The sequence below is a fragment of the Candidatus Pelagibacter sp. PS_11 genome (assembly GCF_059417975.1).
The window spans coordinates 1,197,709-1,210,700 of record NZ_CM182075.1 but is presented as its reverse complement, the minus strand read 5'-3'; the positions used below and the strand labels follow the sequence as shown (position 1 = coordinate 1,210,700).

The window sequence follows — 12,992 nt, the reverse complement described above, 5'->3', positions numbered from 1 at the left end:
TAATTTAAAATGTTAAATATATTTACTTTAACAACTAATAAATTAGTTGAGCACTTAAAATCGGGTCAGATTTCTTCAGTAGAGGTTTGTAATCAATATATTGAGAGAATTGAAAAATTTGAAAAAGATGTAAAGGCGTGGGAATATTTTGATAAAAAAAAGCTTTTAGAAAAAGCTGCTGAAGCAGATGAGTATAGAAAATCAGGAAAACCTCTTGGGTCTTTGCACGGTCTACCAATAGCAGTTAAAGATATAATAGGTACTTTTGAAATGCCTACAGAATGTGGCTCTCCTGTCAGAAAAAAAATGCCAAGCTCACAAGATTCTGAAGTTGTTAATCTACTTAAGATTGAGGGAGCAATAGTAATGGGAAAGACTGTAACTACTGAACTTGCATATTTTCACCCAGGCAAAACTACTAACCCACATGATAATTCAAGAACACCTGGAGGATCATCAAGTGGTTCAGCAGCTGTCATTGCAGCACATATGGCACCATTATCAATTGGATCACAAACTAACGGCTCAATTATTAGACCTGCTTCTTACTGTGGAGTTGTTGGTTATAAGCCCTCTTATGGGTTGATTTCACGAAGTGGAGTTATGAGACAATCTGATAAATTAGATCACATCGGAGTGTTCGGAAAAACGGTAGAAGATGTTGCCCTATTTGCAAAATCATTAATAAAAAAAGATTTATACGATCCATCAACTATTCATTATGCGGCAGATGAAATGTTAACTGTTTGTAAAAAAGGACCACTTTATGAGCCAAAATTTATTTTTTATAAAACAAAAAACTGGAAAAATATTGATAAAGAGTCACAAAAATCTTTTGAGTTCTTTATAAAAACTTTTAAAAAAAATATTGAAGTATTCGATACCCCTTCCTATTTTGATGATATTCCAAAATACCATAAAATAATTCATGAAACAGATATGGCAAATAATTTTCAAGGTTATTATAAAAAATCAAAAAAACATCTTTCTAAAGAAATGGTCAGTGCAATTGAAAGAGGACTAAAATACTCAGCAAAAGAATATGCTGAAGCAATAGACTTTATGAAAAGAAGCTACGAGTCCTATAAAGAGGTTTTTGAAGATTATCATGGGGTGTTAACTCCATCATCAGCAGGGGTTGCACCTAAGGGTCTCAAGAGCACTGGAAGCCCTGAATTTTGTACTATTTGGACTTATATGGGTCTACCATCTATTTCATTACCTTTACTTGTTGGAGAAAATAATTTACCATTAGGTATACAGCTAATTGGAGACAAGCTAGATGATTTAAGATTTCTAGGTGTAGCTAACTGGCTAGAAAAAAATTGTAAAAAATATGCTAAATAAAATAACAACTCTAATCGGGTCAGGCCTTGCAACATTATTTCTTATTGGCCTTGCAACAACTTTAACTAGATCTTCGATGATAGGATTTTGGGATATATTGCCAGTGTTTATTTTAATGGCAGTAGCAATTTTTATGATGTTCTACGAAGCTTTTTTCGACAAGAATTAAATCTTCTTTTAAGTGAATAATTCTAAAAATAGCTATTTACCTTTCTTATTATTATTTATTCAACCAATTTTTATGGCTAGCAACTTAATCGTTGCAAGAGGTGGGGTTGAGTATGTTCCTCCAATATCTTTAGCTTTTTGGAGATGGACTGCAGTTTTTTTAATATTACTACCATTCACCTACAGTTCTCTTAAAAAAAACTTTAAATTTGTAAAACAAGAATATAAAAGAATATTTTTCATTGGATCGATGGGTTGTGGAGTTTGTGGAGCTTTTCCATTTTTAGCTGGTCAAACAACAACGGTTACCAACATGGGAATTATATATTCCTCTTCTCCAATTTTTATAATCATAATCTCAAGTTTATTTTTTAAGGAAAAAATCAATCTTCTTAGGATTATTGGACTAGTTTCATGTTTAATAGGTGTTTTTGCCATTATTATTAAAGGTGATTTATCTTTATTAATTAGTCTTAAATTCACAATTGGTGACCTCTGGATGCTAGCTTCTGCAATAGGTTGGGCTCTTTATTCTATCTATCTATTTTATTGGAAAACTAATCTAAAAATTTTTGATAGATTTACTTTGATTGCATTTTTTGGAGTGGTTAGCTTGCTCCCATTTTATCTAATCGAAGAGGCTTTTTTTGTAAGAACTATATTTAATGCTGATTTTTTTATGTGGGTTTTATTTGCAGCTATTTCACCGGGAATTATAGCTTTTACCTTGTACACAATGGCGCAAAAAAAACTTGGGGCATCTATAACTGGTTTCACTCTTTACATTTTTACAGTTTATAGTGCCATTTATGGAGTTTTATTCTTTAAAGAGCAGCTCGAGTATTATCATTACATAGGGACAGCCCTTGTTTTTGGTGGGGTATATATAGTTAAGAGAAAAGTTTAAATAAATTAAGCCACAATCTAAACAAATAATTTACAAATTTCATATTTATACAATAAGTATGAAAAAAATTGTTAGGACTTTATTTATTATAATCTTTGTAGCTAATTTTACTTATGCGGATGAAAAAGATTATTCTGCGGATAATTTTTTTCATATAGGTCAGATGAATTCACATGATGAAAATTTTAGTCTTTATTTTAAAACTAGAGAAAAACCTATTTTAGCACGAGGGGAAGAATCTAATTATATAACTGATTTTCCTCAGGATCTTTATATCTATAACTATAAAACAAAAACTTCACTTTCTCTAATTTCATACGAGTGGTTTCCTTCAAAGGCTAAATTTTTTTTAGAAGAGTATGATTTTCCAGTGTTCCCAGAAGATTTTGCTTATTATTTATTAAAAGATAATAATACACTAGTTATGATTAGTGCTATTAAAAATATTAATAAAAATTTTCAATTCGATATTACTAATAAAAAGTTAAATCAATATCCTTCTAGTGGAAAATTTGAATTTATAATTTCATCGATCGCAAAAAACTGTGGTCACTCACAATTAAAAGAAAATTATAAATGTAATTATTATAAACCTTTAATCTCGAATAATTTAATCAATTAATTTGAGTAAATGCTTCTGCAAATTTTTCTGCATTAAAAATTTGTAAATCATCTTCTTTTTCACCAAGTCCAAGAGCGATTATTGGAAGTTTATATTTTTTAGCAAGGGCTAATAAAATTCCTCCTTTTGCAGTACCATCTAATTTTGTCATTATCAAACCAGTAAGAGGTATAATTTTGTTAAACTCTTCAACTTGACTGATAACATTTTGGCCAGAGGTTGCGTCAAGCACTAGGATTACGTCGTGAGGAGCATCTGGATCTATTTTTTTTGTTACATGGGCAATTTTTTTATATTCTTCCATTAAATTTTTTTTATTTTGTAATCTCCCTGCCGTATCGATCAAAACATGGTTAAAATCGTTCTTTAATGCTTCTTCTATTGCCTTGTAGGCAACTGATGCTGGGTCAGATCCTTGAGTAGATTTTGTAATTTGCACATCAATTTTAATAGCCCAACTTTCTAATTGTTCTATAGCAGCTGCTCTAAACGTATCACAGGCAGAAAACATAACTTTGTTACCATTAGATTTTAAAATTTTACCAACTTTTCCAATAGTTGTTGTTTTTCCAACCCCGTTAACTCCCGATACTAGGACTGCATTAAGTTTTTCTTTTTTATTAAAAAAATTCTCATTTTCCAAAGGTTTCATTAAAGTAATTATATAGTTTCTAAGAATAAAGTTTACCTCATGCATAATATCTTTTTTTGGGTCAATCTTTTCTTGAGCAATAATTTTTTTAATTTCTTCAGCTGCAGCAAGACCGACATCTGATTGAATCAAATATTCTTCAATTTGATCTAATGTTTTGTCATCTATTTCTTTTTTTACAATTATATCTCTTAAACCAGATGTAAATGCAGAAGCACTTTTCTTAAAACCAATTTTAAATTTATCAAAAATTCCCATTATAACTTAATGTTGATATTTTTAATATCAGACACAGGTCCTTTCATATGAATGCTATTTCTTTCATCAATAGAAATTGTTAAACTACCTAATGCAAACTCTATATCTGTAGTTTTTTCTACCAGATTATTAATGTTAGCTGCAACAGCTGTTGCACAAGCTGCCGTACCACAAGCCTTGGTAAGTCCAGCTCCTCTTTCCCAAACTTTTACTTTTATTAAATTTCTATTTATAACTTTGGCTAGGGTCACATTACATTTTTCAGGAAATAGAGGATGATTTTCAATTTTCGGACCAATATTTTTTAAGTCAAATGCTTCAATATCATCTACAAAAAAAATTATGTGCGGATTGCCTACATTTATGGCTATTCCACCAATATGTTTGGTATTATTTCTATCTATAATTTCAATTTTTAAGTCTTGAGTATCTAGCTGCTTACTTAATGGAATCTCTTGCCAATTAATTTTTGGTATACCAATTTCAGTCTCGACTAAATTATTTCCTAAAATTTTTGATTTTAGTGAGCCAGAAGTTGTTAAGAGCGTTATTTCTTTTTTACCACTTTCTTTTGATAGAAGATCTGCCACACACCTAGTGCCATTTCCACAAGCGCCAGATATGCTTCCATCTGAATTAAAAAATTCTATATTTGCATCTATTTCTTTATTTTTCTTAATTAGGATGAGTTGATCGCATCCAATAAAACTACGATCACATATCTTAATTATTTGATCTTTATCTAAATTAAAATCTTGGCTTCTTTGATCAATAATTACAAAATCATTGCCTAAACCATCCATTTTAAATGCTTTAATATCCATATACAGATATTTAACTTATTTATTGACTTTTTGAACCTCTATTATAGGTTGATTTCGTTTCCACAAAAACGTTAAATTTGTGGTGTCTTTGGAAACAAAGAGATCAACACTAGTCAGCGATATTCGCCCACTAGTGCGAAACTGCTGTGCGTAATAAATATGTTTGAAAACTTAACAAATAAATTCGAAGAAATTTTTTCTTCTTTAAAAAAAGCACCTTCACTTGATGAAAAGCAAGTAGATGAGGGTTTAAGGGCTATTAGGCAGGCCCTCTTAGAAGCTGATGTCTCTTTAGATGTAGCTAAAGATTTTATAACAAAAGTTAAACCTAAAGTATTAGGTCAAGAGATAATCAGATCAACTTCACCAGGAGATATGGTTGTTAAAATTGTTTATGATGAACTAGTAAGCCTTTTAGGCGAAAGTAACACAGATATTAATTTAAATGCAGTTCCGCCAGTTCCAATGATGCTAGTTGGTCTTCAAGGTTCTGGTAAAACTACAACAACAGCAAAATTAGCCAAATACTTAGAAAAAAATAAAAAGAAAAAGATAATGATGGTTAGCCTTGATGTTTACAGGCCTGCTGCCCAAGAACAATTAAGGTCTTTAGGAGAACAAAATAATATTTTAACACTCCCTATAATTGAAGGACAATTACCAGCAGACATTTGTAGAAGAGCAGTTAGTGCTGCAAGCTTAAATGGAGCAGAAATTATATTGTTTGATACAGCTGGTAGAACTCAAATTGACCTTCAGATGATGAGCGAAATTAAACAAATAGAGAGTATAATCAATCCAACTGAAACATTTTTAGTTGCAGATTCTTTAACAGGGCAAGTTGCTGCAGAAGTTGCAAAAGAATTTAAAAATACGGTAAACTTAACAGGTATTGTTTTAACTAGAGCCGATGGTGATGCAAGAGGTGGTGCAGCTCTTAGTATGAAATATGTTTCTCAAGTGCCAATTAAGTTTTTAGGGGTAGGAGAAAAAATAGAAAACTTAGAAGTTTTTCATCCAGATAGAATAGCAAATAGAATACTAGGAATGGGAGATATTGTTTCCCTTGTAGAAAAAGCAGCAGAAGATCTTGGTGAAGAAAATTTAAAAAAAGCTGAAGAAAATTTGAAAAAAGGACAATTTTCTATGGAGGACTATCTATCCCAACTAAGACAAATGAAAAAAATGGGTGGTATAGAAGGAATAATGTCATTTATGCCAGGTGTTTCAAAGATGAAGTCACAGATGGATGCTGCGGGAATTGATGAAAGTATTATTACTCAAAACGAAGCAATAATTTTGTCTATGACCAAAAAGGAAAGAGGGAATCCTAAAATCATAGATGGTTCTAGGAAAAAAAGAATTGCTAATGGCTCTGGAACAGATGCGGCCACTATCAATAAATTGCTTAAGCAATTTAAAATGATGTCTGAAATGATGAAGAAGATGTCAAAAGGAAACCTGAAGGGTATGTCTGATAAAGGAATACCTCCAGAGCTACTAAATCAACTTAAATAAAAAAAGGAAAAAAAATGATAAAAATAAGACTATCAAGAGGTGGAACAAAGAAAAGACCAGTATATAAAGTAGTTATAGCTGACAGTCGTCGTGCAAGAGATGGAAGATTTATTGAGAAGGTAGGATTCTTTAATCCACTTTTACCAAAAGATAAAAAAGAAAGAGTAGGACTAGAAGCAGAAAGAATTAAATATTGGTTAGGTCAAGGTGCTCAACCAACTACTAGAGTTGCAAGAATTTTAGGTGAAAATGGTATTATAGCAATGCCTGCAAACGGTAGTAATCCAAGTAAAGCTATTCCTAAAAAAGAAAGAAAAAAAGAAGGAGACGAAGCAGCACCAGCAGCAGCTCCTAAAGCAGAAGCAGCACCAGCAGCAGAAGCTCCAAAGGAAGAAGCTCCTAAAGCAGAAGCAGCACCAGCAGCAGAAGCTCCAAAGGAAGAAGCTCCTAAAGCAGAAGCAGCACCAGCAGCAGAAGCTCCAAAGGAAGAAGCTCCTAAAGCAGAAGCAGCACCAGCAGCAGAAGCTCCAAAGGAAGAAGCTAAATAGTTGGATTCATGTGGCAAGCTCAGATATTCACACTCTATCCTGATTTTTTTCCTGGCCCTTTAAATAAAGGGCTATATGGAAAAGCTTTAACAAATAAAATTTGGGATTTAAAAGTTGTAAATTTTAGAGAGGCTGCTGAGGACAAACATAAAACAGTAGATGACACCCCTTTTGGAGGTGGATCTGGAATGTTGTTGAAAGCTGACATTTTAGCAAAATCTCTTGATGAAAATAAAAAAGAAGGAGAAAGAATTTTTTATTTATCGCCAAAAGGAAAAAAGCTTGATCAGAAATTAGCACTAGAACTGTCTAAAGAAAAATCTATTAGTTTAATTTGTGGTCATTTTGAAGGTGTTGATGAAAGGTTGTTATCTACAAGGAATATAGAAGAACTTAGCATAGGAGATTTTATTTTATCTGGAGGTGAAACAGCAGCATTTGTTGTACTAGATAGTGTTCTAAGATTACTTCCAGGTGTCTTGGGAAATGAACAATCAAAGAATGATGAGAGTTTTGAGAAAGGACTTTTGGAGTATCCTCAATACACAAAACCTCAAATTTGGGAGGAAAAAAGCGTTCCAGAAGTGCTATTATCAGGAGATCACAACAAAATTAAAGACTGGCGTTTATCACAATCAGAGGCTATAACACGCGTCCGAAGACCAGATTTATGGGAAAAATATAAGAAAAATTAATTTGATAAATACTAATATGAAAACAATTGAAGAAATAAATCAACTAAACGTTAAAAAAATACTATCTGAGAAGAAAATCCCAGATTTTTTTCCAGGAGATGTAATAAAAGTTGGTGTTAGAATTACAGAGGGTAAAAAAGATAGAATTCAATATTTTGAAGGTGTGTGTATAGCTAGAAAAAACAGAGATATAAATTCTTCATTCACAGTTAGAAAAATTTCATTTGGTGAAGGTGTTGAAAGAACATTTCCACTATATGGTACTGTTATAGATACAATTACAGTTATCCGTCATGGTAAAGTTAGAAGAGCAAAATTATATTACCTAAGAGATAGAACAGGTAAATCAGCTAGAATTGCAGAAAAAATTAGAAAAAAAATTGGTATAGAAGTTGATGTTAAACCAGAAATGGTAACAGAAGAAACTTTAGCACCAGTAGCTGCAGAAGCAGAAAAACAAACAGAAGTTCAAGCAGAACCTGTAAAACAAGCAGAAGTTCAAGCAGAACCAAAAATAGAAAAATCAGAAGAAAAAAAATAATTTTTTTTTCAATGCCTTTAACTCTTTACGATAAAATTTGGAATGATCATTTAGTAGATCAACAAGATGATGGTACAGCACTATTATTTGTTGATCGACATTTAGTACATGAGGTAACAAGCCCACAAGCTTTTGAAGGATTAAGAAATGCAAATAGAAAAGTAAGACAACCAAGTCTTACCCTAGCTGTTGCAGATCATAATGTTCCAACTACTGATAGATCTAAGGGTATTGCTGATGCAGAGTCAAAAATTCAAGTAGATACCTTGGAAAACAATTGTAAAGAGTTTGGAATTCAATATTTAGGAATGAATGATAAACGACAAGGTATAGTTCATATTATTGGACCAGAGCAAGGATTTACACAACCAGGGACAGTAATTGTTTGTGGAGATAGTCATACAGCAACCCATGGAGCATTTGGAGCCCTAGCTTTTGGTATAGGCACATCTGAAGTTGAACATGTTTTAGCAACTCAAACCTTAGTGCAAAAAAAAGCAAAAAATTTTAGAATAAATGTAAATGGAAAGCTTCCAATTGGCGTGACTTCAAAAGATGTAATTTTACAAATTATAGGTGTTATTGGTACTGCAGGTGGAACAGGATCTGTTATAGAATATTCAGGCAGCCTAATTTCATCCTTAAGTGTTGAGCAAAGAATGACAATTTGCAATATGACAATTGAAGGTGGAGCAAGAGCAGGGTTAATTGCTCCTGATGAAAAAATATTTGAATATTTAAAGGGTAAACCGATGTCTCCAAAAAATGAAAATTGGGATAAGGCTATGAAATATTGGGAAAGTTTAAAAACTGATGATGGAGCTAAATTTGATAAAGAAATCAACTTAGTTGCAGAAGATATTTTACCGATGATTACTTGGGGAACTTCTCCACAAGATGTAATCACTATAGATGGCAAAGTTCCAAATCCTAAAAATGAACAAGATGAAGATAAAAAGAACTCTTTAGAAAGATCATTAAATTATATGGGCTTAAAAGCTGATACACTAGCTACAGATATTAAGATTGATAAGGTTTTCATAGGAAGTTGCACAAATGGTAGAATTGAAGATTTAAGGGAAGCTGCCAAAATATTAAAAGATAAAAAGAAAGCGTCCCATGTTCAGGCAATGGTTGTTCCGGGCTCAGGTTTGGTTAAAGAACAAGCAGAGCAGGAAGGTTTAGATAAAATATTTATAGCTTCAGGTTTTGAATGGAGAGAGCCAGGTTGCTCTATGTGTTTGGCCATGAATGCTGATAAATTAAAACCAGGAGAAAGATGCGCCTCAACTTCAAACAGAAACTTTGAAGGTCGACAAGGAAGAGGTGGGCGTACGCATTTAGTAAGTCCTGGAATGGCAGCTGCAGCTGCAATTTCTGGAAACTTAGATGATGTTAGAAAGTATCAAAACTAAAATGCAAAAATTTAATTCACTTACTAGTATCCCAGCATATTTACCAATAGTAAATATTGATACAGATATGATTATTCCAAAACAATTTCTTAAAACGATTAAAAGAACAGGGTTAGGAAAAAACTTATTTTTTGAAATGAGATACGATGATAATGGAAATGAAATTAAAGATTTTATTCTAAATCAAAAACCTCACAATCAATCAAAAATATTAATCGCAGGAAAAAATTTTGGCTGTGGCTCATCAAGGGAACATGCACCTTGGGCACTTCTAGATTTTGGAATAACATGTGTGATAAGCTCTAGTTATGCCGATATTTTTTACAGCAACTGTTTCAAAAATGGAATTTTACCAATTACTCTGCCAGAAGAAAAAATAAAAGAATTATCAGAGTATTCAAAAAGAAAAGAAGAAATTTCAATAGACTTAAATGAAGAAAAAATAATTTTTGGAAATAGTGAAATCAAGTTTGATATTGATCCTTTTAAGAAAAAATGTTTGTTAGAAGGACTTGATGATATTGCACTATCGTTAGCCAAAAAAGAAAAAATTATAACTTTTGAAGAAAATCTAAAAAATAATAAACCATGGATATTTAATGATAAAAATTAAAAAAAGAAAAATTTTACTTCTTCCAGGGGATGGTATTGGACCCGAGGTTATTCAAGAAGTTAAAAAAGTTATTTTATGGTTGAATTCAAATAAATCTCTAGATTTTGAAATTGATGAAGATTTAGCTGGAGGTTGTTCTTATGACAAACATGGGACACCAATCACGGATGAAGTTTTTTACAAAGCTCTAGAAAGTGAATTTGTTATGTTAGGTGCAGTTGGTGGACCAAAATGGGATAACTTAGAGTTTTCAAAAAAGCCTGAAAGAGCCTTATTAAAATTAAGAAAAGAATTAAAACTATTTGCAAATTTAAGACCTGCAATTTGTTTTGAACAATTAGTTGATGCCTCAACTTTAAAACCAGAAATCGTGTCTGGATTAGATATTATGATAGTCAGAGAATTAACAGGTGGAATTTATTTTGGTGAACCAAGAGGAATTAAGCCGATAGAAAATGGTGAAAGAAAAGGGATTAATACCCATTCATACACAACTAGCGAAATAGTTAGAGTTGCAAAAGTAGCTTTTGATCTAGCAAGAAAGAGATCAAATAGAGTTACTTCATGTGAAAAGTCAAATGTAATGGAAGCAGGACAACTTTGGAAAGAAGAAGTTCAAGAACTACACGACAAAGAATATAAAGATGTAGAATTAAGTCATATGCTTGCTGATAATTGTGCAATGCAATTATTAAAAAACCCAAAGCAGTTTGATGTAATTGTTACGGACAATTTATTTGGAGACATGCTTTCCGATCAAGCCTCAATGTTAACGGGATCTCTAGGTTTATTACCATCTGCTTCTTTAGGTGCAAAAAATAAAGATGGAGAAATGAGAGCTATGTATGAGCCTATTCATGGTTCTGCACCGGATATTGCTGGAAAAAAAATCGCAAACCCAATAGCCTCAATTTTAAGTTTTGCAATGGCTTTAAGATACTCTTTAGATTTAGATAGTGAAGCTGATGCTTTAGAAAAGGCTGTGCAAGATGTCTTAAATGATGGTCTTAGAACAAAAGATATTCTTTCTCAGGGAAAAAAAGAAGTATCAACATCAGCTATGGGTGATGCAATCATTTCAAAATTGCAATAATTAAATAATTATTCTAGAGTTCTGGAATGCCAAATTATACTGCTCCAGTCGAAGACATGATGTTTCTTTTTGATAAATTAAGAAATAATAAAAATTATAATGATCTTGAAAAGTATAAAGAGGTTAATTCAGAATTAGTAAAAGATATTTTAGAAGAAGCAGCCAAGATTAATCAAAACTTAATATTACCATTAGCAAAATTAGGTGATGAAAATCCAACAGTTCTAGAGAATGGTGTGGTTAGAACACCGCCAGGCTACAAAGAAGCTTATTCTAAATATATAGAAGATGGTTGGACTTCACTTTCTTGTGATCCAAAATATGGAGGACAAGGAATGCCAAAAACCGTAAGTGCTTTTTTTGACGAAATGTTATCATCTGCAAGTTTATCATTTAAACTTTATAGTGAGTTAAGTATTGGTGCATATAATTGTATTTCTCATCACGCTACAGATGAAATAAAAGAAAAATACCTTCCAAAAATGGTTGAAGGTAAATGGAGTGGCACGATGTGCCTTACTGAACCAGTTTGTGGAACTGATTTAGGTCTTTTAAAAACTAAAGCTATTGAACAATCTGATGGAACTTTTAAGTTAAGTGGACAGAAAATTTTTATCACATCAGGTGATCAAGATTTAACTGAAAATATTATCCACTTAGTTATTGCAAGAGCAGCTGATTCACCAGCAGGCACAAAAGGAATAAGTTTATTCTTAGTGCCTAAATTTTTAGTAAATGAAGATGGATCTATTGGAGCTAGAAATGGAGTTTCTACAGGGTCTATAGAAAGTAAAATGGGAATTAAAGGTTCTGCTACATGTGTATTAAATTTTGATGATGCAACTGGTTATATGATCGGAATAAAGAATAAAGGCTTAAACGCAATGTTTACTATGATGAATTTAGAGAGAATTGTTGTAGGAATTCAAGGCTTGGGGATTTCTGAAATTGCCTATCAAAACTCTTTGAGTTACGCAAAAGAACGAAAACAAGGAAAAACAAATAATACAAAATCAACTAATGGAGCAGATTTTATAATTGAACATGCAGATATTAGAAAATCTTTGCTTAATATGAAATCTATTATTGAAGGCGAAAGAGCTTTATGTTTTTGGCTGTCTCAACAAACAGAAGTTAGCCTTTATCACCCAGATGAAAAAATTAAACAAGAAGCTTCAGATCTTGTGTCGTTAATGACACCTGTGGTTAAAACGATGTTTAGTGATATGGGAATGGAAATAACTAGTGAGGCTATGCAGGTTCATGGTGGTTATGGCTATACGAAAGATCAAGGTATAGAGCAATTATATAGAGATAATAGAATCACCCCAATTTATGAGGGAACAAATTCTATCCAAGCAGCTGATCTAGTTTTTAGAAAATTGGTAAATAAAAATGGTGATATAATCGATAAATATTTGGAACTGATAAAGAATGATTGCAGTAGTGAAAATGAAAAATTAAAACCTTTTATAAAAGAATTAAAAACGCATCTAGAGATATTATCTACTTTTACTGATTGGATTAAAGAAAAAGTGCAAAACTCAAAAGACGATGCAAGCGCAGCATGCAATGACTATTTAAAAGCATTGGGGTTTGTGTCCATAGCACATGCGTGGATAAAAGTTTTAGAGGTAAGTTTTAAAGATTACGAACAAAACAAAGACTTTTATGAAGATAAAATACAGACTGCAAATTTTTATTTTAAAAGAGTTTTACCAAGAGCCGAAAGTCATTTTAAAACAGCCACATCAGGAAGTGACTATATAATGAATTTTAAATTTAGTTAAT

14 protein-coding genes are annotated in these 12,992 nt (G+C 32.0%); 12 read left to right on the top strand and 2 right to left on the bottom strand.

Going from position 1 to position 12,992, the window contains the following annotated elements; all coding sequences use genetic code 11:
- Positions 1-9 precede the first annotated feature (9 nt).
- Genes AC5SLT_RS06355 through AC5SLT_RS06340 form a run of 4 tightly spaced genes read left to right on the top strand, consistent with a single transcriptional unit; the run spans position 10 to position 3,044 of the window.
- The gene (locus AC5SLT_RS06355; RefSeq protein WP_006997647.1) at positions 10-1,347 is read left to right on the top strand and encodes an amidase; all 1,338 of its coding nucleotides are present in this window, start codon (positions 10-12) and stop codon (positions 1,345-1,347) included.
- The gene (locus AC5SLT_RS06350) at positions 1,337-1,516 is read left to right on the top strand and encodes a hypothetical protein (RefSeq protein ID WP_011281579.1); all 180 of its coding nucleotides are present in this window, start codon (positions 1,337-1,339) and stop codon (positions 1,514-1,516) included. The genes AC5SLT_RS06355 and AC5SLT_RS06350 overlap by 11 nt, the downstream gene beginning before the upstream one ends.
- A 12-nt stretch (positions 1,517-1,528) precedes the next feature.
- Positions 1,529-2,422 carry a DMT family transporter gene (locus AC5SLT_RS06345; RefSeq protein ID WP_494591755.1) on the top strand — a complete coding sequence of 298 codons (894 nt, stop codon included), beginning with the start codon at positions 1,529-1,531 and terminating at the stop codon, positions 2,420-2,422.
- Between the two features lie 58 nt (positions 2,423-2,480).
- Positions 2,481-3,044: a hypothetical protein gene (locus AC5SLT_RS06340; protein WP_494591754.1), complete on the top strand. Its 564-nt coding sequence runs from the start codon at positions 2,481-2,483 to the stop codon at positions 3,042-3,044.
- Here the strand turns inward: AC5SLT_RS06340 and ftsY are convergent.
- Positions 3,037-3,954, bottom strand: coding sequence for a signal recognition particle-docking protein FtsY (ftsY, locus tag AC5SLT_RS06335; protein ID WP_494591753.1), 918 nt, complete (start codon positions 3,952-3,954; stop codon positions 3,037-3,039). The two genes, AC5SLT_RS06340 and ftsY, sit on opposite strands and share 8 nt — an antisense overlap.
- On the bottom strand, positions 3,954-4,778 hold the full coding sequence (dapF, locus tag AC5SLT_RS06330; RefSeq protein ID WP_494591752.1) for a diaminopimelate epimerase: 825 nt from the start codon (positions 4,776-4,778) through the stop codon (positions 3,954-3,956). Before dapF ends, ftsY begins: the two co-directional genes overlap by 1 nt.
- Before the next feature lie 159 nt (positions 4,779-4,937).
- On the opposite strand from dapF, the gene ffh reads away from it, so the two are divergent.
- The 8 genes from ffh to AC5SLT_RS06290 are packed head-to-tail and all read left to right on the top strand — an operon-like array spanning position 4,938 to position 12,991.
- The gene (gene ffh, locus AC5SLT_RS06325; RefSeq protein ID WP_494591751.1) at positions 4,938-6,296 is read left to right on the top strand and encodes a signal recognition particle protein; all 1,359 of its coding nucleotides are present in this window, start codon (positions 4,938-4,940) and stop codon (positions 6,294-6,296) included.
- Between the two features lie 14 nt (positions 6,297-6,310).
- Positions 6,311-6,844 carry a 30S ribosomal protein S16 gene (rpsP, locus tag AC5SLT_RS06320; RefSeq protein WP_011281575.1) on the top strand — a complete coding sequence of 178 codons (534 nt, stop codon included), beginning with the start codon at positions 6,311-6,313 and terminating at the stop codon, positions 6,842-6,844.
- A gap of 8 nt (positions 6,845-6,852) precedes the next feature.
- Complete coding sequence (trmD, locus tag AC5SLT_RS06315) at positions 6,853-7,539, top strand: tRNA (guanosine(37)-N1)-methyltransferase TrmD (protein WP_494591750.1); 687 nt, start codon at positions 6,853-6,855, stop codon at positions 7,537-7,539.
- A gap of 16 nt (positions 7,540-7,555) precedes the next feature.
- Positions 7,556-8,080 (top strand): 50S ribosomal protein L19, encoded by a 525-nt coding sequence (rplS, locus tag AC5SLT_RS06310; RefSeq protein ID WP_018413625.1) that lies wholly within the window; start codon positions 7,556-7,558, stop codon positions 8,078-8,080.
- A gap of 11 nt (positions 8,081-8,091) precedes the next feature.
- The gene (gene leuC / locus AC5SLT_RS06305) at positions 8,092-9,495 is read left to right on the top strand and encodes a 3-isopropylmalate dehydratase large subunit (protein ID WP_494591749.1); all 1,404 of its coding nucleotides are present in this window, start codon (positions 8,092-8,094) and stop codon (positions 9,493-9,495) included.
- 1 nt (position 9,496) lies between these two features.
- Positions 9,497-10,108 (top strand): 3-isopropylmalate dehydratase small subunit, encoded by a 612-nt coding sequence (gene leuD / locus AC5SLT_RS06300; RefSeq protein WP_011281572.1) that lies wholly within the window; start codon positions 9,497-9,499, stop codon positions 10,106-10,108.
- Positions 10,095-11,201, top strand: coding sequence for a 3-isopropylmalate dehydrogenase (gene leuB / locus AC5SLT_RS06295; RefSeq protein ID WP_494591748.1), 1,107 nt, complete (start codon positions 10,095-10,097; stop codon positions 11,199-11,201). The genes leuD and leuB overlap by 14 nt, the downstream gene beginning before the upstream one ends.
- A 26-nt stretch (positions 11,202-11,227) precedes the next feature.
- Positions 11,228-12,991: an acyl-CoA dehydrogenase C-terminal domain-containing protein gene (locus AC5SLT_RS06290; protein ID WP_494591746.1), complete on the top strand. Its 1,764-nt coding sequence runs from the start codon at positions 11,228-11,230 to the stop codon at positions 12,989-12,991.
- The last annotated feature ends 1 nt before the right edge of the window (position 12,992 follow it).